Raw genomic sequence first — 23,784 nt, forward strand, 5'->3', positions numbered from 1 at the left:
TTTATTTAATAATTAAAAAACATGAGGTAAAAATGATTATTTCAAATCATATCCTTGGATTTCCAAGAATAGGTGTGAATAGAGAACTTAAAAGAGGTCAAGAATCTTATTGGTCTGGTAAAATTAAAAAATCAGATCTATTTTCTATAGGAAAAAAATTAAGAGAAAATAATTGGAAAAAACAAAATGATATTGGAATTCAATATATATCAGTTGGAGATTTTGCTTGGTACGATCATGTTTTAAGTACTAGTATGATGTTAGGAAATATACCAGAAAGACATCTCGATCCTAATTGTTCTATTGATTTAGATTGTTTATTTCGTATTGCTAAAGGTGCTTATCCAGATATTGCTGCTTCTGAAATGACTAAATGGTTTAATACCAATTATCATTACATAGTTCCAGAATTTAATAAAAATAGGATTTTAAAATTTTCTTGGAATCAACTTTTAGAGGAAACAGATGAAGCTTTAGCATTAGGTTATCAAGTGAAGCCTGTTATTTTAGGACCTATTACATATTTATGGTTAGGTAAAGTAAGAGGTAAATATTTTGATCGTCTAGATCTACTTGATAGTATACTACCAATATATAAGCATGTTTTAAATGAACTATCTAAAAGAAATATTAGTTTTGTTCAAATAGATGAACCTGCTTTAGTTTTAGAACTTCCAGAAAAATGGAAACAAGCTTATTTTCATGCTTACAAATATTTACATGGAAAAACAAAAATATTATTAACAACATATTTTGATAGTATTGATCATAATATTGAATTTATTCGAAATCTTCCTATACATGGAATTCATATTGATTTAATTTTTGGAAAATATAATTTATTTGAATTTAATCAAAAAATTCCTAAAGAATGGATGTTATCTTTAGGTGTTATTAATGGGAGAAATATTTGGAAATCAGATCTTTTAAAGTGGTTTAAAATCATTTCTAAAATTATCAAATTTCGTCAAAATTTGCTAATTAGTTCATCTTGCTCATTATTACATTCACCTATTGATTTAGATATGGAAAAAAATTTAGATCCAGAAATTAAAAAATGGTTTTCCTTTGCTGTTCAAAAATGCTTTGAGTTAAAACTATTATTGGAAGCATTGAAAAATAACAACACTAATTTAATTCAACAATGGTGTGATCCAATTTATAAACGTAATTTTTCTGAAAAAGTCCATAAATTTGATGTTGAAAAGCGTGTTTCTAAAATTTTAAATACTAATTTTAGTCGAACTAGTAATTATAATGTTCGTTCAAAAGAACAAAAAAGTAAATTTAAATTACCTATTTTACCTACAACTACAATTGGTTCTTTCCCGCAAACTATAGAAATAAGAAAATTGAGAAAAGATTATAAAGATAATTTAATTAATATTGAAAAATATCAATCAGGTATTAAAAAGAATATTAAAGAAGTTATAAAAATACAAGAAGAACTAGATATTGATGTTCTTGTACATGGTGAAGCTGAAAGAAATGATATGGTAGAGTATTTTGGTGAACATTTAGATGGTTTTGTATTTACAGATAATGGATGGGTGCAGAGTTATGGTTCACGCTGTGTAAAACCACCTATTATCATTGGTGATATTAGTCGTCCAAAATCTATAACTATAGAATGGTTAAAATATGCTCAATCTTTAACAAAAAAGCCAGTTAAAGGTATGTTAACAGGACCAGTAACTATTTTATTTTGGTCTTTTCCTAGAGAAGATATTTCATTAGAAATGATTTCCAAGCAAATTGCGTTAGCATTACATGATGAAGTTTTAGATTTAGAAAAAGAAGGAATTGAGATTATTCAGATTGATGAGCCTGCATTACGTGAAGGTTTACCTTTGAAAAAAAGTTTATGGAAAAAATATTTAACTTGGGCAGTAGATGCTTTTCGTTTAACTTGTTTTGATGTAAAAAACACTACTCAAATTCATACACATATGTGTTATTGTGAATTTAATGATATTATGTACTCTATTTCTTCATTAGATGCTGATGTTATTACAATTGAAACAGCGCGTTCTGATATGGAATTGTTAGAATCATTTAAAGAATTTAAATATCCAAACGAAGTAGGACCAGGTGTATATGACATTCATTCTTCAAATATACCTAATATTCAATCAATTATTGCTTTGTTAACAAAAGCAATGAAATATATACCGTTAGATCGTATTTGGATTAATCCAGATTGTGGTTTAAAAACAAGAAATTGGAATGAAACAGTGGCTTCATTAAAAAACATGGTAGAAGCTGCTAAAAAAATACGAAGAAAATTTGAATAAAATCTTTAAAACTATAAAAATTTTTTATTAAAAAATTTACAATATTAAATCATCTTTTAGATTATTTTGAAGAAATGAAAATCTAAATGATGATTTAAATAATATAAGAATTAATGTTTAAAATGACGTTGACGAGTAAAAATCATTGCTATATTGTATTTATTCGCGCATTCAATTACTTCTCGATCTCTAATTGAACCACCTGGTTGAATAATACAACTGATACCAATACAAGCAGCTTTTTCAACTCCGTCTTTAAAAGGGAAAAATGCATCAGATGCCATGGTAGCTCCTTTTGTATTAAACCCTCGATTTTTTGCTTTGTAATTTGCTAATTGAGTTGCGTCCACTCTACTTGTTTGACCAGATCCTATACTGATAGTTGTTTTATTAAGACCATATAAAATTGCATTTGATTTAACATATTTAACTATTTTCCAACAAAATATAGCATCTTCTAATTCTTTTTTAGTAGGTAATCTTTTTGTAATATAATCAAATTTTTTTATATCTATTTTATCATTGTTATATTCTTGTAATAATAACCCATTAGTTATTTTTTTAAAATCTGTTTGTTCATTACTTTTTTTAAATTTCCCTGTAATTAATATTCTTATATTTTTCTTTTCTTTTAAAATTTCTAAAGATATATTATTTATTTCAGGTGCAATGATTACTTCGATAAATTGTGTTTTGATAATCTCCTTAGCTGTTTCTATATCTATCATAGAATTAAATGCAATTATTCCTCCAAAAGCAGAAATTGGATCTGCTTTATAAGCAGATATATATGCTTGTAACAAAGATGTATTTTCAGAAACTCCACAAGGATTACCGTGCTTAACAATAACACAAGCTGGTTGAGAAAATTCTTTTACACATTCTAAAGCTATGTCTGCATCACATATATTATTATAAGATAATTTTTTACCATTTACTTGATATGATGAACTAATTGTTCCAGATATTAAAATCTCTTTTTGTATATATAAAGCAGATTTTTGATGTTGATTTTCTCCATACCGTAAATTTTGTTTTTTAGTAAATGTTAAATTTATTTGATTTGGAAATAATACGTCTTGATTTTTTGTATTTAAAATATGTTTATTTTTAAAATATTGTTCAATACTTTTTTCATAATTCGATGTATATGAAAAAGCTTGACTTGCTAAATATAATCTTTTTTCAATACTTATATAATTATTTTTTAATGAATTAAAAACTAATTTAAAGTCAAAAAAGTTTACTATAACTATTACATCTTTATAATTTTTAGCAGCTGATCGAACTAATGTTGGTCCTCCAATATCGATATTTTTAAGGATTTCTTCTATGTTTTCTTCTTTTTCAAAGTTTAATTTATCAAATGGATAAAAATTTACAATTACTATATCTATTGGTAGTATATTATATAATTCCATAGTTTTTTTGTCTTGATTTCTTCTTCCTAAAATTCCCCCTATTATTTTAGGATGTATAGTTTTTATTCGACCATCCATTATTTCTGGAAATTTAGTATATTCCGAAATCTCAGTTACGGGTATATTATTATTTTTTAAATATTTTGCTGTTTTTCCTGTTGAAAATAAATTGATTTTTTTTTCTAATAAAATTTTAGACATTTCTAGTAAATGTGTTTTATCAGACAGACTAATTAGAGCATTTTTTAATATATTATTTGATAACATAATCCTAGTTCTTTTATATAAGAAAGATTTTTAATAAAATTTATTGATAATTTTTTACATATTTAATTGTATAGGGGCATTTAGCCCCTTAAAAATTTTTATATAATATTTTTTTATTTAATTGCATTTTTTAATGTTTTTCCAGATATAAAACTAGGCACCTTTGTTGCAGGTATAATAATTTCTTTGCCTGTTTGCGGGTTTCTTCCTGTTCGAGAAGCTCTCAAATTTACTTTAAATGTACCAAAACCAACTATTTGTACTGATTCACCTTTTTTAAGAGAATCAACAATAGTTGATAATGTCGATTCCAAAGTAGACTTTACTTGTATTTTTGGTAAGTTAGATTTTTTAGAAATAATATTAATTAGTTGGGTTTTATTCATTATTTTTCCTATTTATTTTAAAAAACAATAATTAATTTAAATTATCTTGATATAAATTTTAATAAAAATAAGTTTTTTGTAATATAAATTTTTATATTTTGAGAAAAACTCAAAAATGTATTTAAGTTAATGTTTCATGTAATTTAAATTGAAATTTGATTGATATTACATTTTTAAAAATTGATTTAAAACGAAAAAAGATTAATTTAGTGAATTAAATAAAATTAAAATATATAATATATATAAAAAAAAATAAAAAGATAGTCTAAATAAAGTATATATTATTACTTAAAGAAAAATTTATTTTTAAGATATTTTAAAAATATTAAATTAATTAATGAAAATAATATTCAATTTACTATAATCATTTTTATTATATTTTTACAAAATTAATTATTTTTTAAAATATATGTAGTTTTTGTTAAATATTTATATAAAAATGAATTTTAATATTTTATAAATTATTTAGGCTGCTTTTATAGAGCAGCCATGTTTTTTAATATTTAAATAAATTATTGTTATCGATATAATTATTATGTAAGAGTAGAATTTAATAATTCGGATAAACTTGCAGATGCTTCTTCAGCACTGACTTGTGAAGATAAATTACTATTATTTAATGTATTGTTATTTATATTTTTACGACGATCTAAACGTTCTTTATGATATGCATATCCAGTACCTGCTGGTATTAAACGACCAACAATAACATTTTCTTTTAGTCCTCTTAATTCGTCTTTTTTTCCTGCTACTGCTGATTCTGTTAATACTCTAGTAGTTTCTTGGAACGATGCAGCGGATATAAATGATTCAGTTGCTAATGATGCTTTAGTAATTCCTAGTAGATCTCTTGAGAAAGTAGCTGGTGTTTTATCTTTTTTGTTTAATATTCGATTTGAAATCTTTATTCTTGAATATTCAACTTGTTCTCCTTCTAAAAAGTCTGAATTTCCTGCTTTAATTATTGTTGCTTTTCTAAGCATTTGTCTTACAATAACTTCAATATGTTTATCATTAATTTTTACGCCTTGTAAACGGTATACTTCTTGTACTTCATTTACAATATATTTAGTTACAGCCTGTACGCCTCTGAGACGAAGAATATCATGTGGTGATTCAGGTCCATCAGATATAACATCACCTCGTTCTACTCGTTCACCTTCAAAAACATTTAACTGTCTCCATTTCGGGATCATTTCTTCATATGAATCATGTCCATCTACTGGAGTAATAATTAGTCTTCTTTTACCTTTTGTTTCTTTTCCGAATGAAACAATACCGCTAATTTCAGCTAGAATAGCTAGTTCTTTCGGACGTCTTGCTTCAAATAAATCTGCAACTCTGGGTAATCCTCCAGTTATATCTTTTGTTCCTCCAGATTCCTGTGGTACTCTTGCTAAAGTATCACCGGAGCTAATTTTAACACCGTCGTTTAATTGTACAATCGTTTTCCCAGGTAAAAAATATTGAGCAGGCATTTCTGTTCCTGAAATAAGCACATCATTTCCTTTTTCATCGATGATTTTTAATGAAGGTCTTAAATCCTTTCCAATAGACATTCTTTCTGCTGTATCTAATACTACTATTGAAGAAAGTCCAGTTAATTCATCGGCTTGTCTTGTTATGCTTTGACCATCTATCATGTCTATAAATTTAACAAATCCATTTACTTCTGTAATTACAGGTATAGTATGAGGATCCCATTTTGCTATAGTTTCTCCGGAATTTGCTTCTTCTCCATGTTTTTTAGCCATTATAGATCCATAAGGTATTTTATAGCTTTCTTTTGTACGACCAAATTTATCAATAATATTTAATTCTACATTTCTCGATGTTATAACTATTTTACCTGAAGAATTAGTTACAGATTTCGCATTATTAAGATTAATAATACCTTTATTTTTAATTTGAATACTAGATTCAGTTGCTGCCCTTGAAGCAGCTCCGCCAATATGAAATGTTCTCATGGTTAATTGCGTACCCGGTTCTCCTATAGATTGAGCGGCAATTACACCTATTGCTTCTCCTTTATTAACTAAGTTTCCTCGTGCTAAATCTCTACCATAACAATATGCACATACACCAAAATCAGTTTCACAATTAACAACTGATCTTACTTTTATAGTGTCTATAGAATTTTCTTCTAAAAGATCGCACCATTTTTCATTTAATAAAGTATTTCTTTCAATTAATATTTTTTTTGTTTTTGGATTAAATATATTTTCGGCAGTTACGCGACCTAAAACTCGTTCACGCAATGGTTCTTTAACATCTCCACCTTCTATTAATGGAGTCATTAAAATCCCTTCATGTGTTTTACAGTCATTTTTTGTAACAACCAAATCTTGTGCTACATCTACAAGACGACGTGTTAAATATCCAGAATTAGCAGTTTTTAATGCTGTATCAGCTAATCCTTTTCTAGCACCATGAGTTGAAATAAAATACTGTAGTACATTTAAACCTTCTCTAAAGTTAGCTGTAATAGGAGTTTCAATAATAGATCCATCAGGTTTTGCCATTAATCCACGCATCCCCGCTAATTGACGTATTTGAGCTGCAGATCCTCTTGCTCCGGAATCTGCCATCATAAATATACTATTAAAAGAAATTTGTTTTCGAGATTTTCCTTGTTTAGTTATAGCTAACTCCGTAGACAAGTTTTCCATCATTGCTTTTGCAACTCTTTCATTTGCTGCAGCCCAAATATCAATAACTTTATTATATCTTTCCCCTGCTGTAACCAAACCAGATTGAAATTGTTCTTGTATTTCAGCAACTTCAATTTCTGCTTCTTGAATAATATTTGATTTTTTTTCTGGTATCACCATATCATTAATGCCTACAGATGCTCCGGACCTTGCTGCATAAGCAAAACCTGTATACATAATTTGATCTGCAAAAGTTACAGTAGGTTTTAAACCTAAAATGCGATAACATATATTTAGCATTTTAGAAATGTCTTTTTTACCTAATGTTTGATTGACTATATCAAATGGTAAACCTTTAGGCACAATCATCCATAAAATTGCTCTTCCTACAGTGGTATTTACTATTTTTTTTATAGGAATAAAATGATCTTCTTCGTTTTTTTGATATTCTATTATTCTAACTTTAACTAAAGAATGTAGTTCAGCAATACCTAAGTGGTATACTTTTTCGGCTTCATTAGAACCGTTTAAAAACATACCTTCTCCCTTTCCATTTATTTTTTCTCGAGTCATATAGTACAATCCTAAAACTACGTCTTGAGAAGGTACAATAATTGGTTCCCCGTTAGCTGGTGATAAAATATTATTTGTAGACATCATTAATGCTCTAGCTTCTAATTGTGCTTCTAATGTCAATGGTACGTGAACAGCCATTTGATCACCATCAAAATCAGCATTATAAGCCGCACAAACTAACGGATGTAATTGAATAGCTTTTCCTTCGATTAAAATAGGCTCAAATGCTTGAATACCTAGCCTATGTAAAGTAGGAGCTCTATTTAATAACACTGGGTGTTCTCGAATAACTTCATCTAATATATCCCATACTACAGCTTCTTCTCTTTCTACCATTTTTTTTGCAGCTTTTATAGTGGTTGCTAAACCCCTTACTTCTAATTTTCCATATATAAATGGTTTAAACAGTTCTAAAGCCATTTTCTTAGGTAAACCACATTGGTGTAATCTCAGATAAGGACCGACAGTAATCACAGATCTACCTGAATAATCTACACGTTTTCCAAGTAAATTTTGACGAAATCTACCCTGTTTACCTTTTATCATATCAGCTAAAGATTTAAGAGGTCTTTTATTAGATCCAGTGATAGCTCTTCCACGTCTACCATTATCTAATAAAGCATCTACTGCTTCTTGCAACATTCTTTTCTCATTTCGCACAATGATATCTGGTGCTGCTAAATCTAATAGTCTTTTTAATCGATTATTTCTATTAATAACACGTCTATATAAATCATTTAAATCAGATGTTGCAAATCTACCACCATCTAATGGTACTAACGGTCTTAAATCTGGAGGTAATACTGGTAAAACAGTAAGAATCATCCATTCTGGTTTATTGTGAGATTGTATAAATGATTCGATTAATTTAATTCGTTTGGTTATTTTTTTTCGTTTTGTTTCAGAATTTGTTTCATTTAGTTCTGTTCTTAAATGTTCACATTCTTTGATTAAATTCATCTCTTTAAGTAATAATTGAATTGCTTCCGCTCCCATTGTTGCATTAAATTCATCTCCAAATTCTTCTAGTGCATCTAAATATTGTTCTTCTGTTAAAATTTGATTTTTTTCAAGATAAGTCATGCCTGGATTAACGACAACATAAGATTCAAAATAGAGTACTCGTTCAATATCTCTTAATGGCATATCTAATAGTAATCCTATACGTGACGGTAGAGATTTTAAAAACCAAATATGGGCTGTAGGAGAAGAAAGTTCTATATGACCCATACGTTCACGTCTTACTTTGCTCTGTGTAACTTCAACACCACATTTTTCACAGATAACACCTCGATGTTTTAATCTTTTATATTTTCCGCATAAACATTCATAATCTTTAACTGGACCAAAAATTCGAGCACAAAATAATCCATCTCTTTCTGGTTTAAATGTACGATAATTAATAGTTTCTGGTTTTTTGACTTCGCCGAATGACCAAGATCTAATTACATCTGGTGATGCTAATGAAATTTTAATAGCATCAAAATCTTCAGTTTTAGTTTGGGCTTTTAAAAATTTTAGTAAATCTTTCACGCATAAGCTCTCATTGGAATGAAACTTTTGAAGTTTTTAAATTGATATATTCACTTAATATATTAAATATTTTTATTCGTTTTCTAATTCAATATTAATTCCTAGTGAACGAATTTCTTTTAATAACACATTAAATGATTCTGGCATTCCAGGTTCCATTTGATGATTACCATCTACAATATTTTTATACATTTTAGTTCTTCCATTGACATCATCAGATTTAACAGTTAACATTTCTTGTAATGTATACGAAGCTCCATACGCCTCTAATGCCCAAACTTCCATTTCACCAAAACGTTGTCCACCAAATTGTGCCTTCCCACCCAATGGTTGTTGAGTTACAAGACTATATGAACCAGTGGAACGAGCATGCATTTTATCATCTACTAGATGGTTTAATTTTAACATGTACATATAACCAACAGTAACAGGTCTTTCAAATTTTTCACCTGTTCTTCCATCGAATAAAAAAATTTGCCCAGATACAGGTAAGTTTGCAAATTCTAACATTTTTTTTATTTCATTTTCTTTCGCACCATCAAATACTGGTGTTGCAATAGGTATACCTTTTCTTAAATTTTTTGCTAAATTTAATATTTCTTCGTTTGAAAATTCTTTTAAATTTACTTCTTGTCGTAAATTTTCTCCTAAATCAAAAGTTTTTTGAATAAATTTTCTTAATTGAGATATTTGTTCGTGTTTTTTAAGCATATTATTAATCTTGTCGCCAATTCCTTTAGCAGCCATTCCTAAATGTGTTTCTAATATTTGTCCAATATTCATACGTGATGGTACTCCTAAAGGATTTAATACAATATCTACTGGTATACCATTTTCATCATATGGCATATCTTCAACAGGATTAATTTTAGAAATTACTCCTTTGTTACCATGTCTACCAGCCATTTTATCACCGGGTTGTATTTGACGTTTTACTGCTAAATATACTTTTACTATTTTTAATACGCCTGGTGCAAGATCATCGCCTTGTGTAATTTTACGACGTTTTATTTCTATTTTTCTTTCAAATTCTTTTTTTAGTTCATTATGTTGTTGAATAAATTTTTCCATTTCATTATTTGTATCTTTTTCTTTTATATTAATTGTAAGCCATTTTTCAAAAGGTAATTTATTCAAATAGTCTATTTCAACATTATAAGATAAAAGAGTTTTTTTTATTTTTAAAAATAAGCTTAATTGAAATATTTTAAATTCTTCTGTAAGATCCTTTTTTGCTTTTTTAAGTTGCATATCTTCAATTTCTAAAGCTCTTTTATCTTTTTTTACACCCTCTCTCGTAAAAATTTGAACATCAATTACGGTTCCAGATACTCCGTTGGGAACTCTTAATGATGAGTCTTTTACATCAGATGCTTTTTCACCAAAAATAGCACGTAATAATTTTTCTTCGGGTGTTAATTGTGTTTCACCTTTGGGTGTTACCTTTCCTACTAAAATATCGCCACCGGTTACTTCAGCTCCAATATATACAATTCCTGATTCATCTAATTTACATAATGCGGCTTCTCCTACGTTAGGTATATCTGAACTGATTTCTTCAGGTCCTAATTTTGTATCTCTAGAAATACAAGATAATTCTTGAATATGAATTGTAGTGAATCGATCTTCTTGTACAACTTTTTCTGAAACTAATATAGAGTCTTCAAAGTTGTATCCATTCCAAGGCATAAAAGCTACTCTCATATTTTGTCCTAATGCCAGTTCACCTAAGTCAGTAGATGGACCATCTGCCAAAACATCGCCTTTGTTTATTTTTTCATTTAATCGAACACATGGTTTTTGATTAATGCAAGTATTTTGATTTGAACGAGTATATTTAGTTAAGTTATAAATATCTATACCTGCTTCTCCTAAATATGTTTCATTTTCATTAACTTTAATAATAATTCGAGATGCATCAACATATTGAACTAGACCACTTCTTTTTGCTACAATTGTTACTCCTGAATCTACAGCAACAGCTCTTTCCATTCCTGTCCCAACTAAAGGTTTATCAGTTTTTAGAGTTGGTACTGCTTGACGTTGCATATTAGCTCCCATTAAAGCTCTATTTGCATCATCATGTTCAAGAAAAGGAATTAAAGATGCTCCAACAGAAACAATTTGTTGTGTAGAAACATCCATATAGTTGACTTGGTTAGAACTAAATAAGCTAGATTCTCCTTTATGTCGACAAGTTACTAAGTCATCAATAAAAAAATTATTTTCATCTATATTTGTATTGGCCTGAGCAATAATATAATTTCCTTCTTCTATAGCAGATAAATAGTGTATTTCATTTGTAACTAATCTATTTTTTACTTTTCTATATGGTGTTTCTAAAAAACCATATGAATTAGTGCGCGCATATACTGATAAGGAATTAATCAATCCAATATTAGGACCTTCTGGGGTTTCTATTGGACATACTCGTCCATAATGTGTTGGATGAACATCTCTAACTTCAAAACCAGCTCTTTCTCTAGTTAATCCTCCCAATCCTAATGCTGAAATTCTTCTCTTATGTGTAATTTCCGATAAAGGATTATTTTGATCCATAAATTGAGATAATTGACTAGATCCAAAGAATTCTTTTACAGCTGCAGATATTGGTTTTGCGTTGATCATATCTTGTGGCATTAAAGTTTCTAAATCTCCTACTGATAATCTTTCTTTTACAGCTCTTTCTACTCTAACCAAACCAAGTCTAAATTGATTTTCTGCCATTTCGCCTACTGATCTAATTCTTCTGTTTCCTAAATGATCAATATCATCTACTTCTCCCTTTCCATTTCGTATATCAATTAATTTTTTTATTACATCAATAATGTCTTCTTTATTTAAAGTTCCTGGGCCTTCGATTTTTTCACGTAATAAGGATCTATTGAATTTCATACGTCCAACAGATGAAAGATCATATCGATCTTCAGAAAAAAATAAATTTTCAAATAAATTTTCTGTAGCTTCTTTTGTTAGTGGTTCACCAGGTCTCATAACGCGATAAATTTCCATTAATGCGCTTATTCGATCATTTGATGAATCAATACGTAGTGTTTCAGAAATATATGGACCATGATCTAAATCATTAGTAAAGAGTGTTTCAATATATGAAAAATTTAGTTTTCTTAATTTTTTTAATATTTCTAAAGATAATTCTGTATTAGCTGAAATAATTATTTCTTTTGTTATTGGATGTAAATAGTTTTTTGATACTATTCTTCCTAAAATATATTCTACTGGCACAATAATAGATTTAATTTTAAATTTATTTAATTCTTGAATATGACGCGCAGTAATACGTCGTCCTTTCTTAATGTATATTTTTCCATTTTTTTGAATATCAAAAGAGGCAGTTTCTCCTCGTAATCTTTCTGATACTAGTTCAAGTTCAATTTTATTATCATCTATTTTAAAAATATTTTTTTCAAAAAATAAATTTAATATTTCTTCAGTATCATAATTGAGTGCACGTAAAATAATAGTGACTGGTAATTTTCTTCGTCTATCAATTCTAACAAATAAATTATCTTTCGGATCAAATTCAAAATCTAACCAAGATCCTCTATAAGGAATAATTCGAGCGTTGTATAATACTTTTCCTGACGAGTGTGTTTTTCCTTTATCACTATCAAAAAATACTCCAGGACTTCTATGTAATTGAGATACAACTACTCTTTCTGTGCCATTAATTATAAAAGTACCATTGTTTGTCATTAATGGTATTTCACCCATATATACTTCTTGTTCTTTAATGTCTTTTACAGTAGGTTCTAATATATCGCGTTCATAAATAACTAATCTTAATTTGACTCTTAATGGTGCAGAATAAGTAGCGCCTCGTATTTGACATTCTTTAACATCGAATGTTGTTTCTCCTAATCGATAACTTACATATTGTAATTCGGAATTACCATTATATCCACGTATAGGAAATACTGATTGGAAAGCTGCTTCTAATCCATGCTCTCCTGTTGGATCTGTTTTTATAAATTTTTTATAAGAATTTAATTGAATCGAAAGAAGATATGGTATATCCAAAATTTGAGGACGTTTTCCAAAATCTTTGCGAATACGTTTTTTTTCGGTGTAAGAGTAAACCATAGGGTTCCTAAGCTCGTTGACAGACAAATAAAGACTAATATTATTTATTGTCTTTAATCTGAAGAAGAGATATTTTTAGTTATTTAAATAATTTTAATTTTATAAATATTTAATTTGAATTTTTTAATCTAAATATTTTTTTGTATAAAAGGGCTGGTGAATTAAAAACACCAGCCATATGTGGAAGTTGATTAAATGAAAATATATAATATTTTATTTAATTTCGATTTCAGCACCAACATCTTCTAAAGTTTTTTTCAATAATTCTGCATCTTTTTTACTCATATTTTCTTTTATAACAGTTGGCGCAGATTCTACTAAATCTTTAGCTTCTTTAAGTCCTAAACCAGTTGAACTACGAACACTTTTAATAACTGAAACTTTATTCGGACCAATTACTTTTAAAAAAACATCAAATTCTGTTTTTTCTTCAGCTGCTTTGGTTTCATTATTACTATTAGATTGCATAGATATATTTGCAGAGACTCCGAATTTTTTTTCCATTTCTGAAATAAGTTCTACAACATTCATAATAGACATATTTGATACAGCTTCTAAAATTTGTTCTTTAGTAATAGACATGACAATAATTCCTAATAAAAATTAGAATTATTTTAGATGTTAATAATACATCAAAAATAATAACCTCTTTTAAGAGGTTTCTTTTTTCTGTTTTATAGCAGATAATGTATGAATAAGTTTACCAGCAGCTGACATTTTTAATACTAATAAAAGTTTTGCTATTGCTTCTTCATAAGTAGGCATATCTGCAAGTTGATTAATTTCTAATTTAGATAGTAGTTTACCTTCAAATACTGCTCCTGTAATTTTAAATTGTTTGTTTTTTTTTTGAAATTCTGAAAATAGTCTAGCTCCGCTTCCTGGATGATTAGTAGAGTAAGCTATGAAAGTAGAACCTTTTATAATTTTTTTTAAACATTCAAAAGCTGTATTTTTAATGGCTAAAGCTAAAAGAGTATTTCGAACAATACTCATTTTTACACCTAGTTTACGTCCCGACTTTCTTAACTGATTTATTTTATTAACAGAAATTCCTTGAGAATTTGCAATTACAGCTGATAGAGCTGAATTAGAAATTTGATTTATTTTAGAAACAATTGTTTTTTTTTTATTAAGGTTTAATGCCATTTTATCGTATTCTCCTATATTTTTAATGAGAGAAAAGATTTTTAATTATACTAATTGAAAGTAATGATTGGGATTAGTATTATTGTTTCTTTGTGATTATAAAAAATTTAATAAAATAAACTTTGAATTTTTTAAAAAGGGGGTTTCATTATAAATAATTTTTTTTCTATCGTAAAGCAAAAACATTTTATTAAAAAGATAGATTTGATTGATCTATAGTTAAACCTACTCCCATAGTAGTAGATAAAATAATTTTTTTTATATATATTCCTTTAGATTGAGGTGGCTTTGCTTTTTTTATTGATTCTAAAAAAGTATTAAAGTTTTCCTTAATCTGATCTTTTGTAAAGTTAGTTCTTCCGATAGTAGCATGAATAATTCCATTTTTATCATTTCGATAACAAATTTGTCCTGTTTTTGCATTTTTAACTGCGTCTGCAATATTTGTTGTTACTGTTCCTAACTTAGGATTTGGCATTAATCCTCGAGGTCCTAGTATATGTCCTAATTGAGTAACAACTTTCATGGCATCAGGTGATGCAATAACAGTATTGAAAATTAAATTACCTTTTTTTATTTTTTCAGATAAATCTTCCATTCCAATATATTCTGCTCCAGCTTGTTTAGCTTTTTCAATATTTTCACCTTGAGTAAATACGGCTACTTTAATATTTCTTCCTGTACCATGTGGTAATATAGTAGTTCCTCGAATATTTTGATCTGATTTTTTTGGATTTATTCCTAAATTAATAGCGACATCAATGCTTTCAATAAAATTTACTTTTGATGATTTTTTTAATAATGTAATTAATTCATCAATATCATATGATTTTTCAATATCAATGCTTTTTTTTATTGAATTCATACGTTTACTAATTTTAATCATAATTAATCCTCGATTATTAAACCCATAGATTTAGCTGTTCCTTTAATAGATTGAATTATATTTTGAATATTTGAGCCAGTCATGTCTTGTTTTTTTATTTTTGCTATTTCTTCAACTTGTAGATTTGTGACTTTGCCTTTAATTTCTATTTTTGGTTTACTTGATCCGGATTTGATTCCAGCGGCTTTTTTTAATAATATAGAAGCTGGAGGTGTTTTAGTAATGAATGTAAATGAACGATCAGAATATACAGTTATAACTACTGGTATAGGTAGTCCTTTTTCTATATTTTCTGTTTTTGCATTAAATAATTTGCAAAATTCCATGATATTTAATCCTTTTTGTCCTAATGCAGGACCTATTGGTGGACTTGGATTAGCCATGCCTGCAGATACTTGTAATTTTATGTAAGACTGTATTTTTTTTGCCATAATCAAGATCTCTTAATAAAAATATTTTTAATTTTTTTCAACTTGTCTAAAATCTAACTCTACTGGAGTAGATCTTCCAAAAATAGAGACAGATACTTTTAACCTGCTTTTTTCATAATCTACTTCTTCTACTACTCCATTAAAATCTGCAAAAGGACCATCATTTACTCGAATCATTTCCCCAGGTTCAAATAAAGTTTTTGGTCTTGGTTTATCTCCAATTTTACGAAGTCTATTAATAATAGTTTCTACTTCTTTGTTACTAATTGGTGATGGTTTATCTGATTTTCCACCAATAAAACCTAATACTCTAGGAACATTTCTAATTAAATGCCATGTTGTATCTGTCATAATCATTTGAATTAAAACATAGCCAGGAAAAAATTTATATTCGCTTTTTCTGCGTTGTCCTCTTCTAATTTCTATTACTTCTTCAGAAGGAACCATGACTTCTCCAAAAAATTCTTGCATTTTATTTAATTTTACGTGTTCTCGTATTGATTGAGCGACACGACTTTCAAAACCAGAAAAAGCTTGTAATACATACCATTTTTTTTTTGGGTTTTCTTGCATTTTTATAACCTTAAACTAATAATAAATGCTATTAAACGAAATATAATACTATCTAGACCCCATAAAAATAGTGACATAAATATTGTTACAAAAATAATTACAAATGTAGTATATAAAGTTTCTTTATATTTAGGCCATATTATTTTTTGTATCTCACTTTTTGATGAATTTATATATAATAAAATAGATTTTCCTTTTTCTGTACAAATAAAAATACTAATTGTACAACTAATTAAAAAAATTATTAATGAAATTCGAATTAAAGTATTTATTTTATTTAAATAAAAATCAATTAGTATACATAAAAAAAAATTTATAAATATAAAAATCCACTTTATTTTTTCTATATTTTTACATTTTTTTTGATTGGGAGTGTGTATATTCATAGTTTCTCCTACAAAATTATAAAAAAATAAACAATAAAAAGAAAAAACATTTTAGAATTTTTAGTATTTAATTATTTATAACATATTTTAAAAAATATTTTGAAATATAAACATCTTTTAGAGATTATTAATCTTGGAGTTTAGAAAATTTTAAATATTAGGTGAGATTTTTTTGGATTGAATATTATTTATTGATTGTTTACTAATTTTTATTCAATGCTGATACCCAGAATTGAACTGGGGACCTCACCCTTACCAAGGGTGTGCTCTACCTACTGAGCCATATCAGCAGTAATTTTTTTAGCGGTCAGCGGGAATTGAACCCGCATCATCAGCTTGGAAGGCTGAGGTAATATCCATTATACGATGTCCGCATTTTTTTATTTTTGGTGGGAGAAGGATTCGAACCTTCGAAGTCTTAGACGGCAGATTTACAGTCTGCTCCCTTTGGCCGCTCGGGAACCCCACCTTGATGATCTTTTGCCGGCTACCGGAATCGAACTGGTGACCTACTGATTACAAGTCAGTTGCTCTACCTGCTGAGCTAAGCCGGCTTTATTTAAATATTATTTTTAAAATAAATTAAATACGTTTTGCTCTTTAATACTATATGTTTTTTATTTTTATTGCAAGTTTTTTCAAAAATAATTATTAAATTAAACAATTAATAAATATAATCTTTAGTAGATTTAAAAATTATTTTTTTTATTTAATAATTTTATTTTTCCTAAAGAATTAATAAATTCTATTTCAGGTTCTAACCATATTTTAAATTTTTTTAAAATAGATTTTTGTATTATTTTTGCTAATTTTAAAATGTCTCTTGGATTTGCTTTTTTTAGATTAACTAATATAAGTTTTTGTTTCTTATAAATAGCTGCATCTCCAATTTGAATATTATTGAAATTATATTTTTCAATCAACCAAGCAGCTGAAATTTTTATATATCCATTAATTTGTGAATAATATGGTATATTACTATATAAAGATAAAATTTGTTTTGCATCTTTTTTAGAAATAACAGGGTTTTTAAAAAAACTACCTGCATTTCCTAATTTATTAAGGTTAGGTAATTTCTTTTTTCTAATTTTACAAATATTATTATATATCCTATAAGGATTTATTTTACTTATATTGATATTTTTTAGAAGTGATGTAAAAATAATAGGATTCCATTTTTTTAATATTTTTATACCAACGGCAAGTATTGCATATTTTTCTTTATATTTGTATTTGAAAATACTATCACGATAAGAAAATTTGCATAATTTTTTTTCAATTCTTATTATTTTAGCATTTTCTAAACAAATAATATCAACATATTGACATATATTTTTAAATTCTAAACCATATGCACCAATATTTTGAATTGCTGCAGATCCTAAGCAACCTGGGATTAATGCTAAATTTTCTAATCCAAAAAATCCCATTCTTAATGTATATTTAACTAAATCGTGCCATTTTTCACCTGAAAAAACATGTAATAACCAAGAATGTTTTTTTTCTTTTACTGTAATTCCTTTAATTCTATTAATAATAACTATTCCTTTATAATTTTCTAGAAATAGCACGTTGCTACCTTCTCCTAAGATTATATAAGGAATGTTAAATAAATTACATTTTTTATAAATTTTAATTAATGACTGAATAGTTCTGACAAAAATAATTTTTTTTGCTATTACATCTATAGAGAATGTATTTAAATCTTTTAAAGATTTTTGATAAATTCGATTTTTATTCATATAAATTTCTTAAATATCATTCAAATGATTAAAGATATTCTATTTTCAATATAAAAGTTGTATATTTATTTGTGATATTATATGAAATAAAAACAATTTAATGGAGTTTTAAAATGAGTTTTTTAAAAAACAAATATCATCAAGATATTATTGATCAAAAATTAAATAGTTTGAATAGATTAGTACAGTGTTCTTTTGAGTTTTTCCCGCCTAAAAATATACATTTAGAAGACAAGTTATTTTCTTCTGTAATGAAATTAAATGAATTACGGCCATTTTTTTTTTCTGTGACCTATGGAGCAAATAGTGGCGAACGTGAAAAAACATATAAAATTGTAAAACAAATACATGAAAAAACAAGTGTTACAACAGCTCCTCATTTAACTTGTGTTGATTCTACACCAAATGAATTAAAAAAATTAGCAAAATATTATTGGAATAATGGCATACGAAGTATATTTGCATTAAGAGGTGATTCTAATAATAAAAATCATTTACACAAAATGCATGCTTACGATTTAGTTGTTTTATTAAAGAAAATAGCTGATTTTGATATTTCTGTTGCAGCGTATCCAGAAATACATCCAGAAGCAAAAGATGCTCAATCTGATATTTTAAATTTAAAAAAGAAAGTAGATGCAGGTGCTAATAGAGCTATTACTCAGTTTTTTTTTAATACCGAAAGTTATTTGCGTTTTCGAGATAGTTGTATTAAATATAATATAAATGTTGAAATTATACCTGGTATTTTACCGATTTACAATTTTGAACAATTAAAACGATTTGCTAATATGACTAATGTTAGTATTCCATATTGGATGTTTGAGATTTTTGATGGATTAACCAATGATTTAGTCACTCAAAAAATTATAGGTGCAAGTATAACAATAGATATTGTAAACATTTTATTTAAAGAAGGTGTAAAAAATTTTCATTTTTATACTTTGAATCAAGCAGAAGTAATATATTCTATATGCCGGTTATTTGGTTTATAAAATCTTAAATTATACTATTTTTTTTAATAGCAAAATTTTGTTATTAATTTTTTTATAATATGTTTTGTAGGAGCAATAAATTCACAATTTAAATATTCATTTGGACGATGTGCTTGTTCAATTGATCCTGGTCCTAAAATTAATGTAGGTGCAATTTCTTTTAAAAATGGTGCTTCTGTACAATAATTTACAGTTGTAGACTCAATATTACAGAAATTTTCTATTTTTTTTATTAGTAGTTCATGTTTTTTAGATAGTTCATATGAGGGTACAGGAAAAAAAAGATTATTTAAAAAAATTCGATTTGGCCATTTTTTTTTAATTTTTTTTAGTTTTTCTTTTAATAATATTTCAAGTTTTTTTAATCCTAATTTTGGTATAGGTCGTATTTCTAAAGTTATGCTACATAATGAACAAATTTTATTAACTGCATTACCACCATGTATAGAACCAAAATTCATTGTTGGATACGCGATAGAAAAATCTTTATGTAAATATTTTTCTTGTAGATATTTTTTCAAATCAATTAATTGTTTGATTATTTCATATGCGATTTCAATACTATTAATACCATTAGGACTGCTAGAATGTCCAGTATCACCAATAATATCAATTGTATATGAAATATGACCTTTATGAGCTTTTACAAGTTTTAAAGATGTTGGTTCACCAATAATAATACAGTCTGGTGTAATATTTGTATTTTGAGAAAAATATTTTGCTCCAGACATGTCAGTTTCTTCATTAGCAGTAGCAACTATATAAAGTGGTTTTTTAATTTTTTTCATGTTCATAGAAGATATAACGTCTAATAAAAAAGCAAAAAATCCTTTCATATCTACTGTACCTAATCCATATATTTTATTATTTTTTTCAATTAATTTAAAAGGATCTTTAGTCCATGTTTTTTCATCGTAGTCAACAGTGTCTGTATGACCAGATAATAATAAACCTCCAGGTCCTACTCCAAATGAAGAAATCATATTAAATTTATTTGTATTGGGTATATTTTGTATGTTTATTGAAAAATTAAATTCTGATAAATAATTTGCTAATAAATCAATCAAAATTTTATTACTTTGATCTATTAATTTATTTTCACTACTGATAGTAGGTATTTTAATTAACGATTCATATATTTTGATAAAAGAAGGTATCTTTCTTTTCATTTTTGAAATATTCATTAAAATTTTTTATATTAAAACATATATCATTTATAAAGTAAAAAGATGAATAAAATAAAAAATAAGTTTATTATGGTTTTTTATTTATATAATTTAGTTAATTAATTTTTTAAATGATCTTTTATTTTAAGGTTTTTAAATTTATGTTAAATGTTTTAATTGTTGGTGCTAGTGGATACTCTGGAGCAGAGTTAGTTAATTATATTAATCGTCATAAATTTGCTAAAATAATAAAGATATTTGTTTCTAAAGATAGTATTAATATAGGTAAATTATTTTCCAACTTACATCCTGAATATACAAATATTATAAATTTGTCGTTTGAATCTATTGAAAATTTTAGCTTGGTTAAAGAACATATAGATGTTGTATTTTTAGCTACAGATCACAAAGTTAGCCATAATTTAGTACCTTTTTTTATTAAACACAATTGTGTTATTATAGATTTATCTGGTGCTTATAGAATGAGTAATATTGATGTTTATTTAGAATATTATGGTTTTATTCATCAATATAAAAATATTTTAAGAAAATCTGTTTATGGTTTGGCTGAATGGAATAAAGAAAAAATTCAAGAAGCAAAAATAATTGCTGTTCCAGGTTGTTATGCTACCTGTATACAATTAGCATTAAAACCTTTAATAGAATCAAGCGTACTATCTAAATCGTATCCTCCTGTAATTAATGCTATTAGTGGTGTTAGTGGAGCTGGTAAAAATCCTAATATTCATAATAGTTTTTGCGAAGTGAGTTTATCTCCATATAATATTTTTACTCATCGACATACCCCAGAAATTATAGAACATTTAGGTGTTCCAGTTATTTTTATACCGCATTTAGGTTCATTTTCTAGGGGTATTATTGCAACTATTACATGCAAATTAAAAACAAATCTTAAATTATCTGATATATATGATATATATAATACTTTTTATAAAGAAAAACGATTAATAAGAATATATCGAAATACACTTCCAAGTATTAAAGGAATAGTAAAGTTACCATTTTGTGATATTGGATTTACTATTGATAATAAATATCTTGTTATTGTGACTGCTGAAGATAATTTATTAAAAGGCGCAGCTGCTCAAGCAATACAGTGTTTTAATATTCGTTTTGGATTTTCTGAAATAGAATCAATTATTTAACGAGGTATTTTAATGATTAATCCATTAGTTATTAAATTAGGTGGAGTTCTGTTAGAAAGTAAAAATTCAATGATGGGTTTATTTCAAGCGATTTATGACTATCAAAAGTCTAATAAAAGAAACATTTTAATTGTTCATGGAGGAGGCCGATTAATAGACAATTTAATGAATAAATTATCGTTACCAGTGAATAAAAAAAATGGTTTACGAATTACTCCTTCTGAACATATTAATATTATTACAGGTGCATTAGCTGGAACAGCAAATAAAATTCTTTTAGCGTGGGCATTAAAAAATAAAATTAATGCTGTAGGACTATGCTTATCTGATGGATTGAGTACAAACATAGAAATATTAGATAAAGATTTAGGACATGTAGGAAAAGTTAAACCTGGATCCCCAATTTTTTTGTTGAATTTATTTGAGCAAGGCATTTTACCAATTATTAGTTCTATAGGTATTACTAATGATGGTGAGTTAATGAATGTAAATGCAGATTTAGCTGCAACAGCATTAGCAAGGACTTTAGAAGCTAATTTAATTTTATTATCAGACATTAGTTCAATATTAGATGGTAAAGGACAAAGAATTAAAGAAATCAATAATATTCAATCTAAAAAATTGATTTCTCAAGGAATTATTACTAATGGTATGATTGTGAAAGTAAATGCAGCTTTAGATGCATCTAAAAAATTAAATCGTTCCGTAGATATAGCTAGTTGGCAAAATATAGAAGATTTAAAGTTATTGTTTAATGGTATAAATATTGGGACACGAGTATTAGCATAGTTTAATTAAATTACAGGTATTTTAAAAATGACAAGAAATTTTGAAAAAGTTGTACTAGCATACTCAGGTGGATTAGATACTTCTGCAATTATTCCTTGGTTAAAGGAAAATTATAAAGTTGATGTTGTTGCTTTTGTTGCAGACATAGGTCAATCACAAGATGATTTAAATGGTATTAATGAAAAAGCCTTGCAATCCGGTGCATCTAGTTGTCATGTTTTTGATTTAAAAGGTGAATTTATAGAAAAATATGTTTTTCCAATCCTAAAAACTGGTGCTTTATATGAAGGTACTTACTTATTAGGTACAGCTTTGGCCAGACCTATTATAGCCAAAAAACAAGTAGAATTTGCTTTAAATATTGGAGCAAAATTTTTATGTCATGGTGCTACTGGAAAAGGTAATGATCAAGTTCGTTTTGAAATGGCTTATGCTGCATTAGCTCCTGAGCTTACAGTAATTGCTCCTTGGCGTCAATGGAATTTAAACTCAAGAGAATCATTACTCGATTATTTGAATAAAAAAAATATCCCTACTACAGCTACTTTAGAAAAAATTTATAGTAAAGATGAAAATGCTTGGCATATTTCTACAGAAGGTGGTTTACTTGAAAACCCTTGGAATAAAAGTAATGTAGATTGTTGGAATTGGACTGTAGAACCAGAAAATGCTCCTGAACAACCAGAATACATTTTATTGCATATAGATAAAGGGCTTGTAGTTTCTATTAATAATGAAAATGTTGATCCCTTACAATGTATTAATCAATTAAATAAAATTGGTTCTAATCATGGTATAGGAAGAGTAGATATTATTGAAAATAGAATTGTTGGAATTAAATCTAGAGGTTGTTATGAAACCCCAGGCGGTACAATTATTAATACTGCTTTAAGAGCTATTGAACAATTAGTTTTAGATCGAGAAAGCTTTCATTGGAGAGAAAAAATTGGTCTAGAAATGTCTTCGGTAGTTTATGATGGTCGTTGGTTTACTCCTGTTCGAGAATCATTGCAATGTGCTGCTGATGCATTAGCGCTTTCATTAAATGGGAAAGTCGTTTTAAAATTATATAAAGGAAGTGTAACTGCTGTTCAAAAAGCATCTATAAATTCACTATATTCTGAAGAATATGCGACTTTTAGTCAAGATGAAGTCTATAAACATTCAGATGCAGAAGGATTTATTCGTTTATTTTCTCTTTCTTCTAGAATCCGTGCTTTAAATAAGTTAAAATAATTTTTGAAATAAATAGTTATTATCAAATTGATTAAT

General features: G+C 27.0%; 17 protein-coding genes and 4 tRNA genes. 5 read left to right on the forward strand and 16 right to left on the reverse strand.

The features are described 5' to 3' along the window. The first annotated feature begins 32 nt into the window (after positions 1-32). Entirely contained in the window at positions 33-2,294 is a 2,262-nt protein-coding gene (metE, locus tag D9V64_RS00155) for a 5-methyltetrahydropteroyltriglutamate--homocysteine S-methyltransferase (RefSeq protein ID WP_158366233.1), read from the forward strand. A 110-nt stretch (positions 2,295-2,404) separates the two neighbouring features. Here the strand turns inward: metE and purH are convergent, their stop codons facing one another. The 15 genes from purH to murB form a co-directional block, all read right to left on the reverse strand. Continuing rightward, on the reverse strand, positions 2,405-3,982 hold the full coding sequence (purH, locus tag D9V64_RS00160; RefSeq protein ID WP_158366234.1) for a bifunctional phosphoribosylaminoimidazolecarboxamide formyltransferase/IMP cyclohydrolase: 1,578 nt from the start codon (positions 3,980-3,982) through the stop codon (positions 2,405-2,407). Between the two features lie 113 nt (positions 3,983-4,095). Further along, positions 4,096-4,368, reverse strand: coding sequence for an HU family DNA-binding protein (locus tag D9V64_RS00165; protein ID WP_158366235.1), 273 nt, complete (start codon positions 4,366-4,368; stop codon positions 4,096-4,098). Between the two features lie 533 nt (positions 4,369-4,901). After that, the gene (gene rpoC / locus D9V64_RS00170) at positions 4,902-9,128 is read right to left on the reverse strand and encodes a DNA-directed RNA polymerase subunit beta' (protein WP_158366236.1); all 4,227 of its coding nucleotides are present in this window, start codon (positions 9,126-9,128) and stop codon (positions 4,902-4,904) included. A gap of 72 nt (positions 9,129-9,200) precedes the next feature. Next, positions 9,201-13,229 (reverse strand): DNA-directed RNA polymerase subunit beta, encoded by a 4,029-nt coding sequence (rpoB, locus tag D9V64_RS00175; RefSeq protein ID WP_158366237.1) that lies wholly within the window; start codon positions 13,227-13,229, stop codon positions 9,201-9,203. A 213-nt stretch (positions 13,230-13,442) separates the two neighbouring features. Beyond that, complete coding sequence (rplL, locus tag D9V64_RS00180; protein WP_158366238.1) at positions 13,443-13,811, reverse strand: 50S ribosomal protein L7/L12; 369 nt, start codon at positions 13,809-13,811, stop codon at positions 13,443-13,445. Between the two features lie 69 nt (positions 13,812-13,880). Next, positions 13,881-14,378, reverse strand: coding sequence for a 50S ribosomal protein L10 (gene rplJ / locus D9V64_RS00185; protein WP_158366239.1), 498 nt, complete (start codon positions 14,376-14,378; stop codon positions 13,881-13,883). Between the two features lie 190 nt (positions 14,379-14,568). Further along, positions 14,569-15,264 (reverse strand): 50S ribosomal protein L1, encoded by a 696-nt coding sequence (rplA, locus tag D9V64_RS00190; protein ID WP_158366240.1) that lies wholly within the window; start codon positions 15,262-15,264, stop codon positions 14,569-14,571. A gap of 2 nt (positions 15,265-15,266) precedes the next feature. Next, a complete protein-coding gene (gene rplK, locus D9V64_RS00195) occupies positions 15,267-15,695 on the reverse strand; it encodes a 50S ribosomal protein L11 (protein WP_158366241.1) in 429 nt (142 codons plus the stop codon). Positions 15,696-15,722: 27 nt separating this feature from the next. Further along, positions 15,723-16,268, reverse strand: a complete 546-nt coding sequence (gene nusG, locus D9V64_RS00200; protein ID WP_158366242.1) for a transcription termination/antitermination protein NusG — start codon at positions 16,266-16,268, stop codon at positions 15,723-15,725. Between the two features lie 2 nt (positions 16,269-16,270). Further along, a complete protein-coding gene (secE, locus tag D9V64_RS00205; protein ID WP_158366243.1) occupies positions 16,271-16,654 on the reverse strand; it encodes a preprotein translocase subunit SecE in 384 nt (127 codons plus the stop codon). 217 nt (positions 16,655-16,871) lie between these two features. After that, positions 16,872-16,944: transfer RNA gene (locus tag D9V64_RS00210), tRNA-Thr, on the reverse strand. A 12-nt stretch (positions 16,945-16,956) separates the two neighbouring features. Then, positions 16,957-17,028: transfer RNA gene (locus tag D9V64_RS00215), tRNA-Gly, on the reverse strand. A gap of 13 nt (positions 17,029-17,041) precedes the next feature. After that, a tRNA-Tyr gene (locus D9V64_RS00220) sits at positions 17,042-17,123 on the reverse strand. Positions 17,124-17,135: 12 nt separating this feature from the next. Continuing rightward, positions 17,136-17,208: transfer RNA gene (locus tag D9V64_RS00225), tRNA-Thr, on the reverse strand. A gap of 135 nt (positions 17,209-17,343) precedes the next feature. Continuing rightward, positions 17,344-18,396, reverse strand: a complete 1,053-nt coding sequence (gene murB, locus D9V64_RS00230; protein WP_158366244.1) for a UDP-N-acetylmuramate dehydrogenase — start codon at positions 18,394-18,396, stop codon at positions 17,344-17,346. Positions 18,397-18,509: 113 nt separating this feature from the next. Here murB and metF point away from each other — a divergent pair, with 113 nt between their 5' ends. After that, positions 18,510-19,391: a methylenetetrahydrofolate reductase gene (gene metF, locus D9V64_RS00235; protein WP_158366245.1), complete on the forward strand. Its 882-nt coding sequence runs from the start codon at positions 18,510-18,512 to the stop codon at positions 19,389-19,391. Positions 19,392-19,414: 23 nt separating this feature from the next. On the opposite strand, the gene argE is transcribed toward metF, so the two are convergent. Then, positions 19,415-20,560, reverse strand: a complete 1,146-nt coding sequence (gene argE, locus D9V64_RS00240) for an acetylornithine deacetylase (RefSeq protein ID WP_158367242.1) — start codon at positions 20,558-20,560, stop codon at positions 19,415-19,417. A gap of 158 nt (positions 20,561-20,718) precedes the next feature. Between argE and argC the strand changes: the two genes are divergently transcribed. From argC to D9V64_RS00255, 3 genes are read left to right on the forward strand one after another with little or no spacing between them, the layout of a single operon-like run. Beyond that, positions 20,719-21,723, forward strand: a complete 1,005-nt coding sequence (argC, locus tag D9V64_RS00245) for an N-acetyl-gamma-glutamyl-phosphate reductase (protein ID WP_158366246.1) — start codon at positions 20,719-20,721, stop codon at positions 21,721-21,723. Positions 21,724-21,738: 15 nt separating this feature from the next. After that, positions 21,739-22,512, forward strand: coding sequence for an acetylglutamate kinase (argB, locus tag D9V64_RS00250; protein WP_158367245.1), 774 nt, complete (start codon positions 21,739-21,741; stop codon positions 22,510-22,512). A 27-nt stretch (positions 22,513-22,539) separates the two neighbouring features. Next, positions 22,540-23,748: an argininosuccinate synthase gene (locus D9V64_RS00255; RefSeq protein ID WP_158366247.1), complete on the forward strand. Its 1,209-nt coding sequence runs from the start codon at positions 22,540-22,542 to the stop codon at positions 23,746-23,748. Positions 23,749-23,784 lie beyond the last annotated feature (36 nt).

The organism is Buchnera aphidicola (Aphis nerii) (assembly GCF_005083105.1).
Taxonomy (GTDB): domain Bacteria; phylum Pseudomonadota; class Gammaproteobacteria; order Enterobacterales; family Enterobacteriaceae; genus Buchnera; species Buchnera aphidicola_AS.

What these genes read in the sequence shown, in the direction of transcription:
- metE (WP_158366233.1), top strand. Translation starts at nt 33, where the DNA reads ATGATTATTTCAAATCATATCCTTGGATTTCCAAGAATAGGTGTGAAT.
- rplA (WP_158366240.1), bottom strand. Translation starts at nt 15,264, where the DNA reads ATGATTAAAATTAGTAAACGTATGAATTCAATAAAAAAAAGCATTGAT.
- nusG (WP_158366242.1), bottom strand. Translation starts at nt 16,268, where the DNA reads ATGCAAGAAAACCCAAAAAAAAAATGGTATGTATTACAAGCTTTTTCT.
- rplJ (WP_158366239.1), bottom strand. Translation starts at nt 14,378, where the DNA reads ATGGCATTAAACCTTAATAAAAAAAAAACAATTGTTTCTAAAATAAAT.
- purH (WP_158366234.1), bottom strand. Translation starts at nt 3,982, where the DNA reads ATGTTATCAAATAATATATTAAAAAATGCTCTAATTAGTCTGTCTGAT.
- metF (WP_158366245.1), top strand. Translation starts at nt 18,510, where the DNA reads ATGAGTTTTTTAAAAAACAAATATCATCAAGATATTATTGATCAAAAA.
- D9V64_RS00255 (WP_158366247.1), top strand. Translation starts at nt 22,540, where the DNA reads ATGACAAGAAATTTTGAAAAAGTTGTACTAGCATACTCAGGTGGATTA.
- rpoB (WP_158366237.1), bottom strand. Translation starts at nt 13,229, where the DNA reads ATGGTTTACTCTTACACCGAAAAAAAACGTATTCGCAAAGATTTTGGA.
- rplK (WP_158366241.1), bottom strand. Translation starts at nt 15,695, where the DNA reads ATGGCAAAAAAAATACAGTCTTACATAAAATTACAAGTATCTGCAGGC.
- D9V64_RS00165 (WP_158366235.1), bottom strand. Translation starts at nt 4,368, where the DNA reads ATGAATAAAACCCAACTAATTAATATTATTTCTAAAAAATCTAACTTA.
- argC (WP_158366246.1), top strand. Translation starts at nt 20,719, where the DNA reads ATGTTAAATGTTTTAATTGTTGGTGCTAGTGGATACTCTGGAGCAGAG.
- murB (WP_158366244.1), bottom strand. Translation starts at nt 18,396, where the DNA reads ATGAATAAAAATCGAATTTATCAAAAATCTTTAAAAGATTTAAATACA.
- secE (WP_158366243.1), bottom strand. Translation starts at nt 16,654, where the DNA reads ATGAATATACACACTCCCAATCAAAAAAAATGTAAAAATATAGAAAAA.
- rplL (WP_158366238.1), bottom strand. Translation starts at nt 13,811, where the DNA reads ATGTCTATTACTAAAGAACAAATTTTAGAAGCTGTATCAAATATGTCT.
- argE (WP_158367242.1), bottom strand. Translation starts at nt 20,560, where the DNA reads ATGAAAAGAAAGATACCTTCTTTTATCAAAATATATGAATCGTTAATT.